At 73.1% G+C, this 19,687-nt stretch carries 16 protein-coding genes; 9 read left to right on the top strand and 7 right to left on the bottom strand.

From position 1 onward, the window contains the following. The first annotated feature begins 8 nt into the window (after positions 1 to 8). From ACIBEC_RS13060 to ACIBEC_RS13045, 4 genes are all read left to right on the top strand, one after another. Positions 9 to 1,175 (top strand): hypothetical protein, encoded by a 1,167-nt coding sequence (locus tag ACIBEC_RS13060; RefSeq protein ID WP_360496415.1) that lies wholly within the window; start codon positions 9 to 11, stop codon positions 1,173 to 1,175. Positions 1,176 to 1,505: 330 nt separating this feature from the next. Then, on the top strand, positions 1,506 to 4,001 hold the full coding sequence (locus tag ACIBEC_RS13055; RefSeq protein ID WP_360496412.1) for a terpene synthase family protein: 2,496 nt from the start codon (positions 1,506 to 1,508) through the stop codon (positions 3,999 to 4,001). Between the two features lie 142 nt (positions 4,002 to 4,143). Continuing rightward, positions 4,144 to 4,941, top strand: a complete 798-nt coding sequence (locus tag ACIBEC_RS13050; protein WP_360496409.1) for a VOC family protein — start codon at positions 4,144 to 4,146, stop codon at positions 4,939 to 4,941. Between the two features lie 103 nt (positions 4,942 to 5,044). After that, on the top strand, positions 5,045 to 5,557 hold the full coding sequence (locus ACIBEC_RS13045; protein WP_360496406.1) for a DinB family protein: 513 nt from the start codon (positions 5,045 to 5,047) through the stop codon (positions 5,555 to 5,557). 37 nt (positions 5,558 to 5,594) lie between these two features. Here the strand turns inward: ACIBEC_RS13045 and ACIBEC_RS13040 are convergent, their stop codons facing one another. After that, positions 5,595 to 6,368, bottom strand: coding sequence for a winged helix-turn-helix domain-containing protein (locus ACIBEC_RS13040; protein ID WP_360496403.1), 774 nt, complete (start codon positions 6,366 to 6,368; stop codon positions 5,595 to 5,597). 116 nt (positions 6,369 to 6,484) lie between these two features. On the opposite strand from ACIBEC_RS13040, the gene ACIBEC_RS13035 reads away from it, so the two are divergent. Then, a complete protein-coding gene (locus ACIBEC_RS13035; RefSeq protein ID WP_360496400.1) occupies positions 6,485 to 7,780 on the top strand; it encodes an isocitrate lyase/phosphoenolpyruvate mutase family protein in 1,296 nt (431 codons plus the stop codon). A 59-nt stretch (positions 7,781 to 7,839) separates the two neighbouring features. Beyond that, positions 7,840 to 8,724, top strand: coding sequence for an isocitrate lyase/phosphoenolpyruvate mutase family protein (locus ACIBEC_RS13030; protein ID WP_360496397.1), 885 nt, complete (start codon positions 7,840 to 7,842; stop codon positions 8,722 to 8,724). Positions 8,725 to 8,736: 12 nt separating this feature from the next. Here the strand turns inward: ACIBEC_RS13030 and ACIBEC_RS13025 are convergent, their stop codons facing one another. After that, positions 8,737 to 9,513 (bottom strand): TetR/AcrR family transcriptional regulator, encoded by a 777-nt coding sequence (locus tag ACIBEC_RS13025; RefSeq protein ID WP_360496394.1) that lies wholly within the window; start codon positions 9,511 to 9,513, stop codon positions 8,737 to 8,739. Positions 9,514 to 9,753: 240 nt separating this feature from the next. Between ACIBEC_RS13025 and ACIBEC_RS13020 the strand changes: the two genes are divergently transcribed. Both ACIBEC_RS13020 and ACIBEC_RS13015 read left to right on the top strand, forming a co-directional pair. Beyond that, entirely contained in the window at positions 9,754 to 11,319 is a 1,566-nt protein-coding gene (locus ACIBEC_RS13020; protein ID WP_360496391.1) for an MFS transporter, read from the top strand. Positions 11,320 to 11,472: 153 nt separating this feature from the next. After that, on the top strand, positions 11,473 to 12,195 hold the full coding sequence (locus tag ACIBEC_RS13015; protein ID WP_360496388.1) for a helix-turn-helix transcriptional regulator: 723 nt from the start codon (positions 11,473 to 11,475) through the stop codon (positions 12,193 to 12,195). An 89-nt stretch (positions 12,196 to 12,284) separates the two neighbouring features. Here the strand turns inward: ACIBEC_RS13015 and ACIBEC_RS13010 are convergent, their stop codons facing one another. The 4 genes from ACIBEC_RS13010 to ACIBEC_RS12995 all read right to left on the bottom strand — a co-directional run bounded on the left by ACIBEC_RS13010 (position 12,285) and on the right by ACIBEC_RS12995 (position 17,847). Further along, complete coding sequence (locus ACIBEC_RS13010; protein ID WP_360496385.1) at positions 12,285 to 12,689, bottom strand: VOC family protein; 405 nt, start codon at positions 12,687 to 12,689, stop codon at positions 12,285 to 12,287. Between the two features lie 120 nt (positions 12,690 to 12,809). Continuing rightward, complete coding sequence (locus ACIBEC_RS13005; RefSeq protein ID WP_360496382.1) at positions 12,810 to 15,128, bottom strand: helicase C-terminal domain-containing protein; 2,319 nt, start codon at positions 15,126 to 15,128, stop codon at positions 12,810 to 12,812. A 363-nt stretch (positions 15,129 to 15,491) separates the two neighbouring features. After that, positions 15,492 to 17,021 (bottom strand): serine hydrolase domain-containing protein, encoded by a 1,530-nt coding sequence (locus tag ACIBEC_RS13000; protein WP_360496379.1) that lies wholly within the window; start codon positions 17,019 to 17,021, stop codon positions 15,492 to 15,494. Positions 17,022 to 17,220: 199 nt separating this feature from the next. Further along, positions 17,221 to 17,847 (bottom strand): TetR/AcrR family transcriptional regulator, encoded by a 627-nt coding sequence (locus ACIBEC_RS12995; RefSeq protein WP_360496376.1) that lies wholly within the window; start codon positions 17,845 to 17,847, stop codon positions 17,221 to 17,223. A 110-nt stretch (positions 17,848 to 17,957) separates the two neighbouring features. Between ACIBEC_RS12995 and ACIBEC_RS12990 the strand changes: the two genes are divergently transcribed. Continuing rightward, positions 17,958 to 18,626 (top strand): hypothetical protein, encoded by a 669-nt coding sequence (locus ACIBEC_RS12990; RefSeq protein WP_360496373.1) that lies wholly within the window; start codon positions 17,958 to 17,960, stop codon positions 18,624 to 18,626. A gap of 99 nt (positions 18,627 to 18,725) precedes the next feature. Here ACIBEC_RS12990 and ACIBEC_RS12985 read toward each other — a convergent pair whose 3' ends face one another. Next, entirely contained in the window at positions 18,726 to 19,655 is a 930-nt protein-coding gene (locus ACIBEC_RS12985) for an NAD-dependent epimerase/dehydratase family protein (RefSeq protein WP_360496370.1), read from the bottom strand. Positions 19,656 to 19,687 lie beyond the last annotated feature (32 nt).

Genomic DNA, 19,687 nt, shown 5'->3' with positions numbered 1-19,687 from the left:
CGGGGAAGGTGCCGCTGGTCGGGTTGGCCCTGGCTGCGGGGCTGGTGACGGTGGCGCTCGGGGTATCTGCCGGGTGGCCGGTCTGGCTGTGGGCGGTGCCGACGGCGATGGCCGTGCTGCTGGCCGGACTGCTGGCGTCGGCCAAGGCACCGAAGTCGGCGTCGGACGAGCCGCCGTGGGAGAAAACCCGGGTGGCCGGTGTGGCACTGCCGAGCCTGGTGCCGGACTACGACTTCCACTTCTCGGCGACGGTGTGGTGGCGCCCGGTCCGGAACGCGACCGGGCTGGTGCACGCGGACCCGGCCGGTCTGGCGGTCGAGACGGTGCTGGAACGCGCCCGGACGGTGACCGAGCGTGAGGTTCCGGGGCGGCTCGATCTGGTGCAGCACCGGTTGAACGGCGTGCTCGGCACGCAGAGCCAGGACCGGTCGGGGCTGGTGGAGGCCATGGGCGGGAGGGTTGAGCTCAGGCTGTCGGAGGACGACCGGAGCCGGCTGGGGAAGCTGTCCGATGTGCGCAAGACCGAGGAGGTCTGGGAGCACGAGCGGCGCTACGAGCAGAGCAAACGGGCGTACCTCGGCGACGACGTCCTGAAGTCGCCCGGCAGCGCGGTGGTGTGGTGGCTGGCCCGCCACGACGAGCAGGTCAGGGAGGCCGTCGACATGATCGGCCCGCTCGCGCAGCTTTCGGCGGTGGCCAACGACGAGGCCGTGAGCGAACTGTACGAGCACCTGGTGCCGGGGGCGGGTTCGTTCCTGGACGACGAGGATGATGACGGGCATGCTGCGGGGCCGTTCGGACCCACTGAGCCGACCGGGCCGCACGGGCCGATGAAGGGGCCGTTGGTGATCGGACCGCTGAATCAGCTGCTGGACGACGTCGAGTTGGCAGAGGGTTCCGACGAGCGAAAGGTCTACACACGCCGGGTGGCGTCCTGCACCGAGGCGGCCGACCGGCCGGAGTACGCCAGGTTGATCCGGGAGAAGTTGTTGGGCGAGGACGGGGGCGATGACGAGGGCGGGGTCGTGCCCGGCCAGGCGGGGCCGGCGGAGGAGAGCGATGACGGCCTGGGCGTGCGCTTCACGAAGTTGAATGGCCCGGTGAACGGCGCTGCCGCGAACAGCTCTGCTGCGTACGGGACTTCATCGGGACGTGACCACGAAGGCGAGGAGTAGGGCGGAACGTTCGGAACGCGGGGGCGGACCAGCGGGTCCGCCCCTTCGCGGGATGCGGATTTTGGAGATGGAGCGGGTGGTGCGCGGGGGCTGGGGTGCGCGTGGGGGTGGGGGTGCGCTCGGCCGGATGGGTGGTTCTGGTGGGGTGGGAGGGGTGGTGGGGCGGGGCCGTACGTACGATCCAGGGCTGGTCGCTTGCTCGGGCGGTCGTCCGAGCGGGAGTTCGAGCAGCTTGGTCATCTCATATGACTGTTCCTGTTGTGCCGGTGTGGAGTCCGGGTCGCGGGTCATTCTTGGTCCAATCGACGCGTCCAGAAAGGCTCGCCCGCCGTGACCCAGCCGTTCGAACTGCCGTCCTTCTACGTGCCGCACCCGGCACGCCTCAATCCCCACCTGGACGAGGCGCGGGCCCATTCCACCGACTGGGCCCGGGAGATGGGCATGTTGGAGGGTTCCGGCGTCTGGGAACAGGCCGACCTGGAGGCCCACGACTACGGCCTGCTCTGCGCCTACACCCACCCCGACGCCTCCGCCGAGGCGCTGTCGCTGGTCACCGACTGGTACGTCTGGGTCTTCTTCTTCGACGACCACTTCCTCGACATGTTCAAGCGCACCAACGACCGGGAGGCGGGCAAGGCGCACCTGGACCGGCTGCCGCTGTTCATGCCGGCCGACCCGGCCACCCCCACACCCGAGCCGGAGAACCCGGTCGAGGCGGGTCTGGCCGACCTCTGGCGGCGCACCGTTCCGGTGATGGGCGAGGACTGGCGGATCCGGTTCGCCGAGAGCACCCGCAACCTGCTGAACGAGTCGCTCTGGGAGCTCGCCAACATCAACGCGGGCCGGGTGGCCAACCCGGTCGAGTACATCGAGATGCGCCGCAAGGTCGGCGGTGCGCCGTGGTCCGCCCAGCTGGTCGAGTACGCCGCTGCCGCCGAGGTGCCGGAAGAGGTGTCGGGCTCGCGCGCGCTGCGGGTGCTGATGGACGCCTTCTCCGACGGCGTGCACCTGCGCAACGACATCTTCTCGTACCAGCGGGAGGTGGAGGACGAGGGCGAGCTGAGCAACGGCATCCTGGTGCTGGAACGCTTCCTGGAATGCACCACCCAGGAGGCCGCCGAGGCGGTCAACGACCTGCTCACCTCGCGGCTCCAGCAGTTCGAGAACACCGTGTTCACCGAACTGCCGGTGCTGTTCGCGGAGACCGGGATCGGCCCGGAGGGCCGAGCGAAGGTCATGGCGTACGTCAAGGGTCTGCAGGACTGGCAGTCCGGCGGGCACGAGTGGCACATGCGTTCCAGCCGGTACATGAACGGCGCTGGGGAGTCGGCGGATTCGGGCGGCGAGGTGGCGCCCGGGGCGGGCGGCGCGCTGCCGGGGCTGCCGGGCACCGGTAGCTGGTGGGACCAGTACGCGATCGGCGGCATCGGCACCTCGGCGCTGGACATCCTGCGCAGCGGCGCCGCGCGGGCGACCGCAGGCGAGGCCGAGCAGGCGGTGAAGGCCGCGGTCACGGGCGGGGCCGGTCCGGCCGAGCGGCGGGCGCGTTCGCACGGGCACGTGCCGTTCCAGGCCGTCGGTCCGTCCCGGCTGCCGGAGTTCAGGCTGCCGTTCGCGCTGTCGCTGAGCCCGCACCTGGACGGCGCCCGGGAGCGGGTCCTCGAGTGGGCCGAGCGGATGGGACTCCTGGAAGCCGACCCGGCCGTCCCCGGATCCGGCATCTGGGACGCCGAGTCGATGCGCGACTACGACCTCCCGCTCTGCGCGGCCGGCATCCACCCGGACGCCACCGCCGAGCAACTCGACATCGACTCGGCCTGGTTGGCCTGGGGCACCTGGGCGGACGACTACTACCCGGTGGTCTTCGGCCGCACCCGTGACCTCGCCGGCGCCAAGCGCGCCAACGAGCGGCTGGCGCTGTTCATGCCGGTGGACGGCAGCCCCGCGCCCGAACCGGCCAACGCGCTGGAGCGCGGCCTCGCCGACATCTGGGAGCGCACCGCCGGTCCGATGACCGTCGAGGCCAGGGGACGGTTCCGCAAGACCGTCGAGGACATGACGGCGAGCTGGGTCTGGGAGCTCGGCAACCAGATCCAGCACCGGATCCCGGACCCGGTCGACTACCTGGAGATGCGCCGCGCCACCTTCGGCTCCGACCTCACCGCGAGCCTCTGCCGCCTCGGCCACGGGCAGACGGTGCCGCCGGAGGTCTACCGGCACGGTTCGATGCGCGCGCTGGAGCACTCCGCCATGGACTACGCGGCCATGATGAACGACCTCTTCTCGTACCAGAAGGAGGTCGAGTACGAGGGCGAGCTGCACAACGTCGTCCTGGTGGTGCAGAACTTCTTCAACTGCGACTACCCGTCGGCAGTCCGGATCGTCGACGACCTGATGCACTCCCGGCTGAGCCAGTTCCAGCATGTAGCGCAGAAGGAACTCCCGGTCATGTACGAGGACTTCGGGCTGGAGCCGACGGCACGGGAGACCCTCGACGGGTACGTGAAGGAGCTGGAGAACTGGCTCGCCGGCATCCTGAGCTGGCACGAGGACTGCCGCCGGTACCGCGAAGCGGACCTGCAGCGGCACTTCGGGGTCGAGCGGGACCTGGCGATGGCGGCGGACGCCCGCCGGGCCGCTTCGGCGGGGGCCGGGCACGCCCCCGAGCGCTCGGCCGCCGTGGATCCTCCTCGGGTGACCGGCGTGGTGCCGCTCGGTCCGACCGGACTGGGTACGACCTCGCTGCGGCCGCCGCTGAGCGGGGCGGTGCCGAGTGGGGTGCCGAGCGGGGTGGTGCCGCTGAGCGGGGCGGCGTCGAAGGGCTGAGCGGTCGTCGCGACAGGTGACCACCCGGCGCACCCGTGCGGGCCATCCCGCGCGGGTGCGCCGCGTCGTGGTTAGGCTGGCGAGTCGGGGGCCGGCGTGCGCCTTCCGGCGTGCGCACTTCGCCGCACACGAGGGCAGAGAGATGGCTGCGCTACCTGAGGGCACACCCTGTTGGGCCGACGCGATGTTCACCGACGTGGAGGCCGCGAAGGACTTCTACGGCGACGTACTGGGCTGGACCTTCGGCGAGAGTTCGTCGGAGTTCGGCAACTACACGCAGGCGTACTCGGACGGCAAGGCGGTCGCCGCCGTCGTCCCACCGATGCCCGGCCAGCAGGCGCAGTCCGCCTGGTGCCTGTACCTCGCCTCGCCGGACGCCGGCGCCACCGCCGCGCGGATCCGCGCCAACGGCGGCGAGGTGGTCATGGGGCCGATGCAGGTCGGCGACTTCGGCACGATGGTGATCGCCAAGGACCCGGGCGGCGTCGTGTTCGGCGTCTGGCAGGCCGGGCGCCACGAGGGCTTCGAGAAGCAGGGCGAGCCCGGTGCGTACAGCTGGGCCGAACTGGTGACCCGCGAGCCGGCGAAGGCGGACGCCTTCTTCCCGGCGGTCTTCCCGTACGACGTGAAGAAGATGGACTCCGAGGAGTTCGACTACCGGATGTTCCAGATCGGCGACCGGCCGGTGCTGGGCCGGATGGGGGCGGAGGGCGACTTCCTGCCGCCCGAGGCACCCTCGTACATCAGCGTCTACTTCGCCGTGGACGACACCGACGCCGCGATCGAACGGCTGACGGCGCGCGGCGGCAAGGTGTACTTCGGGCCGATGGACACCCCGTTCGGGCGGTTCGCGGCGGTCGGCGACCCGCAGGGCGCGGCCTTCGGGATCATCGACCTCGGACGGACGGTCGGCGAGCAGCCGAACACGGTGGACGTCTGATGGGGGCGTGGCTGCCGGGGGAGGGGTTCTCGGGCGAGCGGTGGTCGGGCGAGCGGTGGTCGGGGGAGCGGTGGTCGGGCGCGTGCCTGCCGGGGCGCGTCCGATGAGCGAGCGCGAGGAACTCGTCGAGACGCTCGACAAGCACCGCGGCCTGCTGCTGCGCACCGTCCGCGACCTCACCGACGCGCAGGCGGCCGAGCGGACCACGGTCAGCGAACTCTGCCTCGGCGGCCTGATCAAGCACGTCGCGGCGGTCGAGGCCCGCTGGGGGCGGTTCATCACCGGCGGCGCGGAGGCGATGCGGAGCGGGGACGCCAATCCGGGCGGGGACGGCGGCGCCGGGGCATGGGCCGCCCAGTTCCGGATGGCGGACGGCGAGACGCTGGCCGGGCTGCTCGACGCGTACGAGCGGGTGGCGCGCGCGACGGACGAGCTGGTCCGGACCCTGCCCGACCTCGACCTCGCCCACCCGCTGCCGCCGGCGCCGTGGTTCGAACCGGGCGCGACCTGGTCGGCCCGGCGGGTGCTGCTGCACCTGATCGCCGAAACCTCGCAGCACGCCGGGCACGCGGACATCATCCGGGAGTCGCTGGACGGGGCGAAGTCGATGGGCTGAGGGCGGAACGGCACACGTGGGGGCGGAACGGGCGTCGTCAGGGCGCTTCCACGCCGAGGAGTTCGCGCAGCGCCCGGCCGCCGTCCGGGGTGACCCGCAGGGCCCGGCCCGAGCCGATCCGCTCCACCCAGGCGCGGTCCAGGGCGGTCCGGAAGAGCGCCGCGCCCAGCGCCCCGCCGAGGTGGCTGCGGCGCTCCGTCCAGTCCAGGCAACTGCGCACCACCGGGCGAGCGCCGCGCCGGCCCGAGCGCGGCGGCAGCTCGATCGCCTGTGCGGCCAGCCACTCCCGGCCGCGTTCGGTGACGGCGAGCCCGGCCTCGTCGGCGACCAGGCCGCGGGCGAGCAGCGCGTCGGCGACGGCCACGCCGAGGCGGCCGGCCAGGTGGTCGTAGCAGGTGCGGGCGCGGGCCTCGGCGCTCAGCCGGGTGGCCTCGCCCAGGCTGCGGGGTGTGGACGTGCCGCTGCCGCCGGACTCGGCGAAGGACGTGAGGTCCTCGAGCAGCGTGGCGACGGCGGGCGAGGCCAGCCGGACGTAGCGGTGTCGGCCCTGGCGTTCCTCGGCCAGCAGCCCGCCCGCGATCAGCCGTGACAGGTGCTCGCTGGCCGTGGACGGTGCGACGCGCGCGTGCCGGGCCAGCTCGCCGGCCGTCCAGGCGCGGCCGTCGAGCAGGGCGGAGCAGAAGGCCGCGCGGGTGGGGTCGGCGAGCAGGGCGGCGAGGGCGGCGAGGGCCGTGCCGCCGTGGTCGGAATGCCGGGGCGGCCGGGGCTGGAGAGTCGGGCGCGTCGGGTGAGTCGACGGAGTCGGGGGCATGCCTCCATGGTCGCTCCGGCACAGTTCGGCGGGGGCCGAAACGACCCGGGGCCACGATGGCGGGCATGAGCGAACCGACGGTGATCTCCGGCTCCGCAACCATGGCATCCGCAACCATGGCATCCGCAAGCATGACCTTCTCCCGGTACCACGACGTCACGGCGGCCCTGGCCGACCCGGCGCTGGTCCCGCTGCCCGCTGCGCCCGTCGTCCCGGGCGGGCCCGCCGGGGTGGCCCGGCTGCGGGCCGCCGTCGCCCGGTTCAGCTCGGGCGAACCGCACGCCCGGCGCCGGGCGCTGGTGCTGGCCGACCTGGAGCGGCTGGACCCGGTCGCGCTGCGGGTGGCCGCCGCGGGCGGCTTCGAACCCGACGTGCGGCTGCGGGTGGTCCGGGTACTGGCGGCGGCGCTCGGCCTGGCCGACCCGGAGGCCGTGGCGCGGGACATCGCGACGGTCGCCCGGTCGTACTTCGCGGACACGCCGGACGACCCGGCGGCGGACGCGGCGGTGGCCCGGCTGCTGCCCGCGATGGGCGACCCGGACGAGGAGACGGCCGCGAACCGGATCGGCCTGCTCGTCCAGGCCTGCGACGCCACCGCCGAGCTGGTCGAGCGCGCCCGACGGCATGCGGACGGACTGGCCGGCGCGCTGCGCGAGGACCCGCCGGTGCGGGTGATGCGCCGCCTCGCCGCCCGGGCGACCGAGGTCGGCGGGCACGCCGTACCGGCCGGGACCCATGTGGTGCTGGACATCGCGGCCGCGCAGCCGGAGGCGCCGGACGGCGTGGCACTCACCTTCGGTGCGCCGCCCCGGATCTGCCCGGGGCGCTCGCACGCGCTGGTCATCGCGGAGGGCATCCTGTCCGGGGCCTCCGATCCTGCCGACCTGGCGTCGGTAGACTCCGAAACGGCGGCTCGGAGTGGCGTTGGCAAGGCCGAACTTGCCGGACTGGTACCGGAGATGGTCGACCACGTGCTCGCCCTGGCCGCCACCTGGACGGCCTGGGACGGACGTCCGATCGTCAACGCCGACGGCCGAACCTACACGCCGCACAAGGCGGTTCGCCGCGTCACCGACCATCTCCTCGACCACCTCGCCGAGTTGGACGCCCGGCTGGCCGACGAGCCGACCGAACCCGACCACTGGCACGCCTCCAACGTCACCACCCCGGCCGACCTCGCCCCGTTCACCGCCGCCGACCTGGACGAGGCCCGCAGCCGTCTCACCCGGCTGGCCGGGATCTGGGCCCGCCGGGTGGCCGCGCTGCCGGACGCGTCCCTGGACGACTCGCCGGGTACCGGCTGGAGCTTCCGGCGGATCGTTCGCCACGTCGCGGGGTCCGGGTACTACGCGGACTCGGTGGGCGACCTCCGGCGGCCGGAAGCGGTGGCGGCGGCACGGGAGGACGCATGAGCCCGGCAGAACATCCAAGCCCGTCCGGGCAGTTGAAGCAGAAGAACTCTGGAAAGCCCATGGACCACGGAGACCGCGCCATGACCCCGTTCGCCGCCCTGCACCACCGCCCCGGCCGCCCGCTGCTGCTCCCCAATGCCTGGGACCACGCCTCGGCAGTCGCCCTCGCCGCCGCCGGCCACCCCGCGGTCGGCACCACCAGCCTGGGCGTGGCGGCCGCCGCCGGGCTGCCCGACGGCGCGGCCGCGACCCGCGCGGAGACCGTACGGCTGGCGCGGCGGCTGGGGCGCGGCGGCTTCCTGCTCAGTGTCGATGCGGAGTCCGGCTTCAGCGACGACCCGGACGAAGTCGCCGAACTGGCCGTCGAGTTGGCGACGGCGGGGGCGGTCGGCATCAACCTGGAGGACGGGCGGGCGGACGGCACGCTGGCGCCCGTCGACGTCCACGCGGCGAAGGTCGCGGCGGTGAAGGCGGCCGTGCCGGAGCTGTTCGTGAACGCCCGCACCGACACCTACTGGTGCGCGCCGTCTGCCCCCGTGCAGGACGCCCCCGCACTGGACGCCCCCGTGCAGGACGATCCCGCGCCGGCCGATCCCGCCCAGGCCGCCCCCGCGCAGGATGACCCCGCGCAGGAGACCCTCCGGCGGCTGGAGGCCTACCAGCGGGCGGGCGCGGACGGCGTGTTCGTCCCCGGGCTGGCCGAACCGGCGGCGATCGCCCGGGTGGTCGGCGCCCTCGCCGTCCCGCTGAACATCCTCTGGACGCCGACCGGCCCGGGCCTCGCCGAGCTGGCCGCGCTCGGGGTGGCCCGGGTCAGCCTCGGCTCGCTGCTGTACCGCTCCGCGCTGGCGGCGGCGGTGGCCACGGCGGCCGCCGTGCGCTCGGGCGAGCCGGTGGGGCAGGTGCCGGGGTACGCGGAGGTGCAGGCTCTCAACGAGCTCTAGAAGGAGGAGTGTTCAGCCCTGGCGGTCGGTGGACCGGGCCGCCCACGAGGCCTCGATCCCGTCCAGGATCAGCCGGACGCCGCTGAGGAAGGCGGAGTCCCGGCCGCCCTCGACCTCCTCGTACGCATGCGTGGTGTACAGCCGGTTCAGCCGGGGGTGGTCCTTGGTGGCCTCGATGACGGCAGGCAGGAGCTGGTCCATCCACTCCTGCTCCTTCCGGCCGCGCTTGGCCAGCGCGCTCAGCCAGGCGGCCTCCACGGTGGCGGACCCGATGGTGTAGCCGATGACGACGCCCATCGCCTCGTTGGCGTCGACGAGTTCGAGCCCGGACGTCTCCAGCAGTGTCAGGAAGGCCTCGGAGAGCCGCATCCAGCTGGGACCGAAGTAGACCATCCCGACGTCGCCGAGCACCGAGACCATCCAGGGGTGGCGCAGGATGACCGCGCGCACGCCCTCGGCGCACTCCTCGATGGCCGCGCGCCAGACCTTCGCGCCGCCCTCGGGGCCGGTCGTCTCCGGCAGCGGGAGTTCGGCGAAGACGTGGTCGACGGCGAGTGCGACCAGCTCGTCCTTGTTGGTGACGTGGGTGTACAGCGAGGTGGCGCCGGCGTTGAGGCGGGCGCCGAGCTTGCGCATGCTCAGCGCCTCGATGCCGTCGCTGTCCAGGAGGGCGACGGCCTCGGTCACGATCTGCTCGCGGCTGAGGGCCGGTTGCTCCCGGCGGGGTCGCTGCGGTCGGGTCCACAGCGTCGGGATGCCCGAACTACCGTCCTCCGGCTTGGCCGCCATCCGGCCCTCCTCGTCACTCGTGATCACCGCCGCCGCCCGTCGGGCTCGGTCGGGTTCAGCATAAGCCGCTCCGAACGGTGTACGGCGTTGCGAACAGTGTGCGGCATCCGTACAGTGTTCGGAGCGGCGCACGCCGTATCCGTGGGGACGGCGGACGGTGTGCCCGCGCCAACTACCGATCTCGGGTTTCGAGAAGCCACAGCGGCCCGTGCGGCCCGAGAGGTTCGAAGGGGGAGCGCGATGGAACGGAATCCGCGGCGCTGGTTCATCCTGGTCGTGCTGTGCCTCAGCAGCCTGGTGCTGGTGATCGACAACATGGTGCTCACGGTGTCCATCCCGCCGATCGCGGAGGACCTCAAGGCCGGGGCGCAGGACATCCAGTGGATCATCGACTCGTACATCCTGGTCTTCGCCGGCCTGCTGCTCACCTCGGGCAGCCTCTCCGACCGCTTCGGGCGCCGGAAGGTGATGATCGTCGGACTGGCGTTGTTCGGCGCCGCCTCACTGGTCGCGGCCGTCGCCGACAGCCCCGGCCAGCTGATCGCCGGACGCGTCCTGATGGGCGTCGGCGGCGCGCTGGTCATGCCGAGCACGCTCTCCATCCTGATCACCGTCTTCGACGACGACGAGCGGCCGAAGGCGATCGCCGCCTGGACCGCGGTGGCCATGGTCGGCCTGGTCGGCGGGCCGGTGCTCGGCGGCGCGCTGATCGCGTACTTCTGGTGGGGCGCGGTCTTCCTGCTCAACGTGCCGATCGCGGCCGTCGCGATCCTCGCGGCGGTGCTGCTGATGCCGGAGTCCAAGGGGCCGTGGCGTCGGCCCGACCTGACGGGCATGGTGCTGTCGATGGTCGGCATGACGGCGCTGCTCTGGTCGATCATCGTGCTGCCCCGCGACGGCTTCACCAGCGCGGGAACGCTCGGTGCGCTCGCCGTCGCCGTGGCCGCGCTGACCGGGTTCGCCGTCCGGCAGGTCCGCACCGACTCGCCGATGGTCCCGCTCACGCTGTTCCGCAACCGGGTGTTCACCGGCGCCAGCTTCTCGCTCGTCCTGCTGACCTTTGCCACCGGCGGACTGATGCTCGTGCTCACCCAGTACCTGCAGTTCGTCCTGGAGTTCTCGCCCACCGACACCGGCCTGGCCTTCATTCCGCTCGCCGTCGCCTCGCTGGTGTTCAACGGGGTGGGCGCCGCGCTCGGCAAGAAGGTCCCGGCGCGGGTGCTGACCGCCCTCGGCATGCTGGTCATCGCGGGCGGCTTCGGCCTGCTGGCCACCCTCTCGGTCGGCGACGGCTTCACCAAGGTCGCCCTGGCCATGCTGGTGCTGGGCGTCGGCTCCGGCCTCGGCATGCCGGCCGCCGCCAACGCCCTGATGGGCGCGATCCCCGGCGAGCACGCGGGCGTCGGCTCCGCGCTCAACGACACCATCCAGCAGTCGGGCGCCGCGCTAGGCGTGGCCATCCTCGGCACCGTGCTCTCCGGCACCTACACCGGCGCGATGCCCGACAGCGCCCCCGCCGCCGCGCGCCACGACATCACCGGGGCGCTCGCCGTCGCGGGCCCCACCGGGGACGGCGGGCTGGTCGCGGCCGCCCGCGAGGCGTTCAACACCGCCACCTCCACCACCTTCACGGTGGGCGGCATCGCGGTCGTGGCGGCCGCGGCGCTCACCCTGGTGCTGATGCGCGGGGGCGACGCGAAGGCCGTCGACAACGAGTTGCCGGCCGAGACGGCGGAACCGGCGGAAGCGTCGGCACCGGCCGAGTCGGCGGAAGCGTCGGCACCGGCGGCCGAGACGGTCCGCTGAACCGCTGCTCTGCCCGACGGCCCCGATGGCTCTGACGGCCCTGCCCGACGGCCCCCGGCCTCGGCTGCCTCGTGCGGCCGGGGCGGACGGCCGTCAGCGTTCGGCCTCGGCCATCCGGGGCACTCTCCGGCGCGGGCGCGTAGCCTTCGCCCCATGTCCTCCGAGTACGTGGAGCGCGCGTCCCGGCTGCCCGGTGCGGTCGTGTGGACGAAGCGGGCCGTCGGGCGTACGGGCGGCGGTGGGGCCGGGACCGAGCTGCCCGTGCTGCCCGACGGCTGCATGGACCTGCTGTGGACGGAGGGGCAGCTGCTCGTCGCCGGACCGGACACCCGGGCATTCCGTCCCGGACCAGGGCTGTCGGGCCCGTGGGTGGGCGTGCGCTTCCGTCCCGGCACCGCCCCCGGGCTGCTCGGTGTCCCCGCGCACGAGCTGCGGGACCGCCGGGTCGACCTGGCCGACCTGCGGTCCGGTGCCGAGGTGCGGCGCCTCACCGAACGGATCGACGCGGCACCCGACCCGGCCGCCGAGTTGGAGTCCCTGGCCCTGCGTCTGGCGGCCGCGGCGCAGCCCGAGGACCCGCAGGTCCGGTCGGTGGTCGCCGCGCTCGCGGCCGGCCGGTCCGTCGCGGCGACGGCCGAGGCGGTCGGCCTCGGCGCGCGTCGGCTGCACCGCCGCTCGCTCGCCGCCTTCGGCTACGGTCCCAAGACGCTCGCCCGGATCCTGCGCATGCAGCGCGCCCTCGCGCTGGCCCGCTCCGGCGTCCCGCTCGCCGAGACGGCGGCTCGGACGGGCTACGCGGACCAGGCTCATCTGGCCCGCGACGTACGCGAGTTGGCGGGCATGACGGTGACCGCCCTGCTGTCCTCCCAGCGATAGCTCGGCGCTCGCTCAGCGATGGCTCAGCGATGGCTCGACGATCGTGCAGCGGTCGTTCGCCGCTCGCTCGGCGGCCGGTCAGCGGGCGGTCAGGGCAGCGGCGCGAGCAGGTCCACCCCGTTGCCGTCCGGGTCGTGCACCACGGCGTATCGCTGGCCCCAGAAGGCGTCCCACGGCTTCAACTCCCCGTGGTACCCGGCGCCGGTCAGTTCCTCGTACAACGCGTCCACGTGCGGGGGGCCCTGGCAGCGGAACGCCAGCGAGGTGCGCCCACCGCCGGCCGGCGGTTGCCATGCCGGGTGGAACGAGCGGATGGTGGACTCGGCGTCGAGCACCAGGAGCAGCCCGCCGGGCAACTCGGCCTCGACGTGCGGCGCCTGCTCGACGCCCTCGGGGAACTCGATGCCGAGCCGCCGGTAGAAGGCGACCGAGGCGCCCATGTCGGATACGGCGAGCCCGATGAAGGCGAACTGCGGTGCGGGTGTGCTGGTCATGCCGCCACGCTAGGCAGCTCCCGGCCGCCGGGTCTTGAACGAATCGGACACCCACCCTGCGGACAGCTGGGGTGCGGGCCCCCGGCTCCGTGCGGCGTCTCCTCCTTGCGGCGTCCCCGGCTACGCGGGCATCACCCCGTGGATGCGGGAGAGGGTGAACATCCGCTCGTCGTCGCGCAGGTGGCACCAGGCGTGGAGGTAGGGCTCATCCAGTTCGAGGCGGCTGAGGGTGCGGACGGTCGCACTGCCCGAGGCGGCGATGTACTCGATCGTGATCGTCTGACCCTCGTTGACGGCGTGGGCCAGCTGGCGGACGTCGGTGAAGGACAGGTTGCGTGCGGCCCCCGCGATGATCTCCTCGGTGTCGCTGCCGTAGGGGCGCCCGTCCCAGGGGTCGGGCTCCGGGACTTCCTGCGGGGCCGCCTGCAGCCGGGTGGCGAGGGCGCTCAGGTCGGCGGCCGGCCGAGCGCTCGTGACGCGGGCGAACGTGGGCTGTTCCTTGCCGGCCCTGCGCGGGGCCGGGACCGGGCCCGCCGCTCGGTGCTGCTGGGCCCGCTCGATGTGGACGGACCCGTCGGATTTCTCGGCGACGGGGGCGTAGCCCGCCGACCGCAGTGCCGCGAGCGTCTTGTCCGCCGGTGTCCGGCTCACCAGCACCGTCGGTGCCAGGAGCCGCAGGCCGAGCGGGGCGAGCTTGCGGTGGGCGGCCAACTCGGCGAGTAGCGCGGGCTCCGCGCCGTGGATCACGCAGGCCGCGGAGAGGACGCGCACCCGGCCGTGGCCGCGCGCGGTGTCCTGGATCAGGTACGAGAGCGGCTGGGGGAGCGGCGCGACGGCGACAGCGGCCAGGTCGGCCGTCAGCGCCTCGGGGGTACGGCCCGCGTCGAGTGCGCGGCGGACGCTTCCGGGGCTGAACCGCCACACGGACGCCGCACCGGAGGTCTCCCGGTCGGCGACGGAGTCCAGCAGCATGACGAGGGACGCCGAGGGCGTGCCGGCGACGACGGCGGTGAGATCACTGCCGAAGCGGGCGGTGCCCGTGGACGCGGGCAGCAGTTGCCGACAGGCGGCGGCCACTGCGTCCGCGTCATCGGCGAGCAGGGCCGCCCCGATCGGGGACAGGGCCCCGAGGGCGAGCACTCCGAGCAGCTCCGATTCGCGGATCAGGGTGGCGAACGGGGTGGTGTCCTGGGCGAGTTCGTCGACGAGTGGACGCTGCCACACGATCAGCGCCCCCAGGTCTGCCGGGTCCGTCGCGCCCTCGCCCGCCGGGAGCTTCGCCGCGGCCGCGAGCAGCCCGTGCCGGCCCTGCACACAGCCTTCGCAGGGCGGTGTTCCGGCGAGGGCGGGCAGAGACTTCCCGTCCTCGTCCCGGCTCCCGCCGGGGGTTCGCGGCAGTGTCCACCAGGCCCGGAGGAGTACGGCGAGCCGGTGGGCCGGTTCCTCCTCCGCCCAGCTGTCGTAGGCCTCGGTCGCCGCGACCCGGTCGCCGTCCCGGGCCAGCAGTCCTGCCGCGTCGGCCGCCTCCAGCACGACGCGCACCACGATCTCCTCGCAGTGGGCGGTCTTGCCGAGTCGGGACAGCTCGCGGGCGCCGATCCCGCCGGCCTTGAGTCGGGCCGGTGGAGCGGCGGCGCACGCCGTGAGGACGGAGGAGGCGTGGGCGGCGAACGCCATGGCGGCGGCCGCGGCTTCCCGGTCGATCTCCGACCCGGTGACGGGCGCCGACCGCACGACGGGCGGGGCGGGGGTGAACGGAGCGTGCCAGCCGGTGCCGCGCAGGGCGAGCGCCACCTCGGCGGGCATGCGGGCGGGCCCGTACCGGTGTCGGTCCCGGATCAGCAGTCCGCGCTCCAGCGCCCACCGCTCGCCCGGCGCGGAGTCGGACGGGGCCCCGAACACGATGAAGTCCGGGCGCTCCGGGGCCCGACTCGCCCGCTGCTCAAGGAGTTTCCGGGTGTCGGCGGGGGCCTTGGCCACCAGGGCGGTGACCCGCTCCGGATCGCTGTGATGGTCGATCAGTGCCGCCAGCCGCTGCTGTTTCCGTCCCGTCGGCTTGATGCGCAGGGCCGTCAGCATGCGGCCCAGATCGTCGGAGGTCGTGTCCGCGAGCAGTTGTGCCAGTCGCGCGTCCAGCCCCAGGGGCGAGTCCCACGCCCGCCGCAGCGGCGCCGCCATGTGCAGCTGCCCGTCGTCCCCCGGCCACACCAGGGCGCGATCGGCCAGCGCTTCCAGCACCGCGTCCAACCGGCGGGCGCGGTCCCCGTCCGTCGCGTCCAGGACATCCGCCAGGACCTCCGGGGTGGCGGGCGACAGTGCGGCGACGGCCTCCGCCACCTGAAGCTCGGGCAACGTGAGCCGGGGCAGGGTCAGCGCCACCGACGCCGGGCGTTGAAGCCGGTCCGCCAGTTCGCCGACCGACTGCGGCTCCGGAGCCACCGCGGCGTCCGGCCGTGCCGTCAGGACTCGTACCAACCGCGGCCCGTCGACACCGCGCAGCCACGCGGCCAGAGCCGATCCACTTGCCTTACCGATGGGAAACACCTCACCACAGAGGACGGACTGTGTCCCGGGCCGAACGGCCGGAGGTTCAAGAATGGCGTACCGGGGCAGTGGTGCGCCCGTCACACGGCGGAAGGGTGCGCGCCCGCGCCAACGCGGTCACGGGGCCGCCGGGCCGGCTTGCCGTCGCCGGTGGGGTGGGCGGCGGCAAGCGGGGCAGGGCCAGGGCGACTTGGCGAGTCAGGCGGTCTCGGCGGCGCCGGGGGGCCCGGCGGGGTCAGGCGGTCTCGGCGGGCGGGGTCAGGCGGACTTGGCGGTGGCGCGGACGCCGAAGTGGACGTAGCGGGTGCCGTCGGGGAGGGCGTAGAAGACGACGGGGATCCAGGCGTCCTTGTCGTTGCGGCGGCCGGCGAAGACGGTCTTGGTGGGGGTGTCGGAGATCGGGGTGAGGTGCCAGACGAGCGGGTCGAAGGTGCCGGCGAGGCCTTCGACGCCCTCGTAGCGCAGGTCCAGCACGCCCTCGCCCGTGACGGCGCCGTCGCCCTCGGTGCGGGCGGTGATGGTCATGAGGAAGCCCTCGCGCTTGTAACTGCCGGTGAAGGGCGCCGTGTCGACGGCCGGGGGGTTCTCGGCCGGCCCGAACGTAGGCATGGTGACTCCGGCGAGTTCGGCGCTCAGTTCGCGGCAGAGGGCCTCGTGGACCTTCGGCGCGGCGCCGCCGCCGTTGGTGAGCAGGGCGATGGCGAGCCCCTTCTCCGGAATGGCCCGCAGGTAGGCGAGTTGGCCGAAAGTGCTGCCGTCGTGGCCGAAGCCGCGAGCGCCGTCCCATTCGAACAGGCCCCAGCCGAGGCCCCAGTGGGCGCCGAGGAACCACTGGTCGGGCATCTCGACCTCGCGGGTGAGCATCGCCTCCACGGCGGCGGTGGAGAGCACCCGGGTGCCGTCGGGGGCGGTGCCGCCGTCGATGAACAGGCGGGCGAAGCGGACCACGTCGGCCGCGGTGGCGCTGATGCCGCCGTACGGTCCGGCGGAGCGGGGCAGCATGTTCCACAGCGGGGTGGGCGTCGGATCCTCGCCGGGCTCGCCCATGTGTCCCATGGCGGCGCGGAAGCGCAGGACCTCCTCGGGCAGCGTCATGGTGTGCTCAAGTCCGAGCGGGTCGCAGATCAGTTCCTTGAGCGCCTCGTCCCAGGTCAGGCCGGTGACCACCTCGACGATCCGGCCGAGGACGTTGTAGGCGGTGCTGGAGTAGGACATGGTGGCGCCGGGCGGGTTGGTGAGGCCGACGGTGCGGGTGCCGTCGATGTAGCGGGCCAGGCAGTCGTCGCCGCGGCCGGTGTCGTTCACGTAGTCGCCCTCGATCCCACTGGTGTGGTTGAGGAGTTGACGCGGCGTGATGGTGCGGGCGGCCTCGGCGTCGGCGAGGGCGAAGTCCGGCAGGATCGTCACGACCGGCTGGTCCAGGTCGAGCTTGCCGGCGTCGGCGAGGCTCAGCACGAGGGCGGCGGTGTAGCCCTTGCTGACCGAGCCGATCTGGAACACCGAGTCGGTGGTGGTCTCGACACCGGTGCCGGTGTGCAGGATGCCGCTCGCCAGTTCGTGGATCTCCCCGTCGGCGAGGACGGCCAGTACGGCGCCGGGGATGTGGTGGGCGGTGAGCAGTTCGTCGAGCCGGCGCTGCCAGTGGGCGGTGTCGAACGCCCCTGCGGTGCCCGCCCGGCCCAGTGCCCGGTCGACGGCCTGGGCAGCCTCCCGGTTGGTCCGGTCCACGAGCTTGGCGACCTCGCGGTCGACGTTGTCCGAGAACTCCTTGTACATGTCCTTCGACACGGTTTCCCTCCCCGGGTGACAGGTGGCGCGAGGGCGCTCCACCTCTTTCGAACATCGTTTGAAACGATCTCGATGCGATCCTGGTTCCCGGTGCTCGGGGAGTCAAGCGCGTTCCGAAGCGGACACCGGTCGGCGAGGCGACGGTGGCTGTCGGCGGCTGTCGGCGGCTGTCGGTGGTTGTGTCGGCGGCTGTCGGTGGTCAGGAGAGCGCCGCGAAGCCCGCACAGAGCAGGCGGATGCTCCGCGTGAACTTCTCGTCCTGGCTCAGGCGTGGGATCAGCGGCCCCATGAGCAGGGGGAACTGCTCGCACAGTTCGGCGTAGCGCTCGCCGGTGACGGCCGGTGCCGTCGTCGGCTGGTTCTGCTCCTGGAGGACGAAGCCGGTGACGTGGCTGAGCAGGGTGTCGGCGGCGATGCCGCAGTGGTCGGCGGGCAGGCCGGCGTCGAGGAGGGTGCGCAGCAGACGTTCCATCAGGGAGAGGGAGCCCGGGCTGAGGATGCCGGGGCTCTCGGCGAGGAGTTGGGCGCCGCCGGGGTGCTGTTTGATGCTCAGGCGCAGGGTGGTGGCCTGGGCCTCGATGCGGTCCTGCCAGGTGGCGGCGGGCGGGAGGGCGGCCAGGGTTGCGGTGCCGGCGTCGTACGCCTGGCGGCAGACCCGGTCGGCCATGAGGGCGAGCAACTCGTCCTTGCCGCGCACGTGGTAGTAGAGACTGCCGGCGTGGGCGTCCAAACGGTCGGCGACCTGGCGCATGGACAGGTTCTGGTAGCCGACCTCGGCGAAGACGGCCATGCCCGCGTTGACGATGCGCTCCTTGGTGAGCTTCATGCATCCCACCGTACAACGTTTTCCAACACTGTTCGAAAACTGTGCTAGCTTTGCGCCATCAGGTTTTCGAACGGCGTTGGGAAGCGCCGAAACCGGGGGAGGGGCAGGCAATGGAGGCGATCGTCTTCAACGTGACCACGGCCGCACTGATGGTCATGATGGTCAACAGCGGGCTCGGCGTGGTCGGTCGCGACACCCTGCGCGGACGGCCGCTCCCCTGGGCGGCGATCGCCCTGACCGTGCTCGCCGTCGGCGGCGTCCTGCTCCAGCTGGCGTGGTCCGGCGCCATGGACGCGCTCGACGGAGACCCGTCGAAGTCCGGCTGGTGGCGCGAGTTCACCTCGGTGTTCATGCAGAACGGCGGCCTCTTCGGCGGCCTGTGGAACCTCGTCACCCTCGCCGCCGTCGCCGCCCTCGCCCAGTGGTACTGGGGCGGCACGCTCACCCTCGTCTTCTTCTTCGCCGGCATCGTGCTGCCCGGCCGCATCGACAGCCTGCTCGGCTTCGGCGACGGACCCAGCACCGACCCCCGCAACTTCGCCGGCAGCTCCGGCGCCACCTACTTCCTCGGCGCCACCCTCGCCCTCGCCTTCCTCACCCGCACCCGCCTCCCCAAGGAGATCGCCCTGGCCGCCGGCGTTCCGGTCCTCGGCCTCGCGATGTGGTTCGCCCAGGACAACGGCCACGGACTGGTGTCCGTCTACGGGTTCGTCCTCGCGGCGGCCGTGTGGGCGGTCCGCAGCCGACTGGTCCGCCCGGCATCCAGCCAGACGGCCTGACGGCTCGACGGCCTCACCCACGGCCTCCAGGCCCGGACCGCACCACGCGGTCCGGGCCTTCGTGCTGCCATGGCTGCCAGAGGCGGTGGGCTCTGGCCCTCAGCAGGCAGTGCGTAGGTGCTCCGCGGCCATCTCGTCCAGGACCGCGCGGATCGGTGCGGGAGTCAGGTTCAGGACCGCCGACGTGTCCGCTGCGTCGAGAAGGTTGGGGCGGTCGTACAGGTACAGCATCTCCGGGAACTCGGCCATGACGGAATCAGTCCGGCCGATCTCCTCCAGTTCGGCCCCGGTCATGTGGGTCAGATCGGGAGCGGGCACACCGGCCGCCAGTGCCAGGGATGCGGCCAGCTCACGGACCGGGGCCTGAGAGGTGGACGGCGTGTGCCAGGCCCGGCCCCACGACTCCTCGCTTCGGGCCGCCGCGATCAGCGTGCGCGCGGCGTCACCGGTGTAGGTCCAGCTGTGCGGGGCATCGAGATCCCCCGGGTAGGCGACGGGCGCGCCGCTCAACACCTGCGCCGCCACCATGAGCGTGAACGGCGAGTAGGCGCCCGCACCGAGGTAGTCGCTTGCCCGGACCTCGGTCACCCGCACCCGGCCGGCCTCGTACGCGGCGAGCGCGTCGTGCCACATCTGCGCCCGGACGCGGCCCTTGACGCTGCTGGGCGCCATCGGAAGGTCCTCCGTGACGGGTCCGTCGACCGGCCCGTAGCCGTAGGTGTTGCCGAGCATCACGTAGTCCGACCCGCTGCGTTCCGCGGCCGCCAGCAACGAGGCGGCCAGCGGCGGGAATTCGGACGGCCAGCGGTCGTAGGACGGCATGGCGCAGTTGAACAGGACCGCCGCCCCGCGGGTCAGCTCGACCAGCCGGCCGGTGTCGGTGGCATCCGCGGCCACTCGCTCGATCCGCTCGTGCAGCGGGCCGCCGCCCCGACGGGTGACGAGCCGGACCCGCTCACCGGCGTCCGCCAACAGCCGCGCTACGGCCGCTCCGGTGGCTCCGGCTCCCACGATGACGTACAAGGACACGCTCGCACTCCCTGGTCGATGGTCTACGAGAA

Source organism: Kitasatospora sp. NPDC051164, from assembly GCF_044455625.1.
In the GTDB taxonomy this organism is placed as follows: Bacteria; Actinomycetota; Actinomycetes; order Streptomycetales; family Streptomycetaceae; genus Kitasatospora.
Note: the sequence above shows the minus strand (reverse complement) of the source record. Positions and strands in the feature narration are given on the sequence as shown.

Excerpts from the sequence above, each read along its gene's own strand:
- ACIBEC_RS12990 (WP_360496373.1), top strand. The coding sequence starts at position 17,958 with ATGGAGGCGATCGTCTTCAACGTGACCACGGCCGCACTGATGGTCATG.
- ACIBEC_RS13020 (WP_360496391.1), top strand. The coding sequence starts at position 9,754 with ATGGAACGGAATCCGCGGCGCTGGTTCATCCTGGTCGTGCTGTGCCTC.
- ACIBEC_RS13035 (WP_360496400.1), top strand. The coding sequence starts at position 6,485 with ATGGCATCCGCAAGCATGACCTTCTCCCGGTACCACGACGTCACGGCG.
- ACIBEC_RS13010 (WP_360496385.1), bottom strand. The coding sequence starts at position 12,689 with ATGACCAGCACACCCGCACCGCAGTTCGCCTTCATCGGGCTCGCCGTA.
- ACIBEC_RS13015 (WP_360496388.1), top strand. The coding sequence starts at position 11,473 with ATGTCCTCCGAGTACGTGGAGCGCGCGTCCCGGCTGCCCGGTGCGGTC.
- ACIBEC_RS13025 (WP_360496394.1), bottom strand. The coding sequence starts at position 9,513 with ATGGCGGCCAAGCCGGAGGACGGTAGTTCGGGCATCCCGACGCTGTGG.
- ACIBEC_RS13040 (WP_360496403.1), bottom strand. The coding sequence starts at position 6,368 with ATGCCCCCGACTCCGTCGACTCACCCGACGCGCCCGACTCTCCAGCCC.
- ACIBEC_RS13030 (WP_360496397.1), top strand. The coding sequence starts at position 7,840 with ATGGACCACGGAGACCGCGCCATGACCCCGTTCGCCGCCCTGCACCAC.
- ACIBEC_RS12995 (WP_360496376.1), bottom strand. The coding sequence starts at position 17,847 with ATGAAGCTCACCAAGGAGCGCATCGTCAACGCGGGCATGGCCGTCTTC.
- ACIBEC_RS13050 (WP_360496409.1), top strand. The coding sequence starts at position 4,144 with ATGGCTGCGCTACCTGAGGGCACACCCTGTTGGGCCGACGCGATGTTC.
- ACIBEC_RS13045 (WP_360496406.1), top strand. The coding sequence starts at position 5,045 with ATGAGCGAGCGCGAGGAACTCGTCGAGACGCTCGACAAGCACCGCGGC.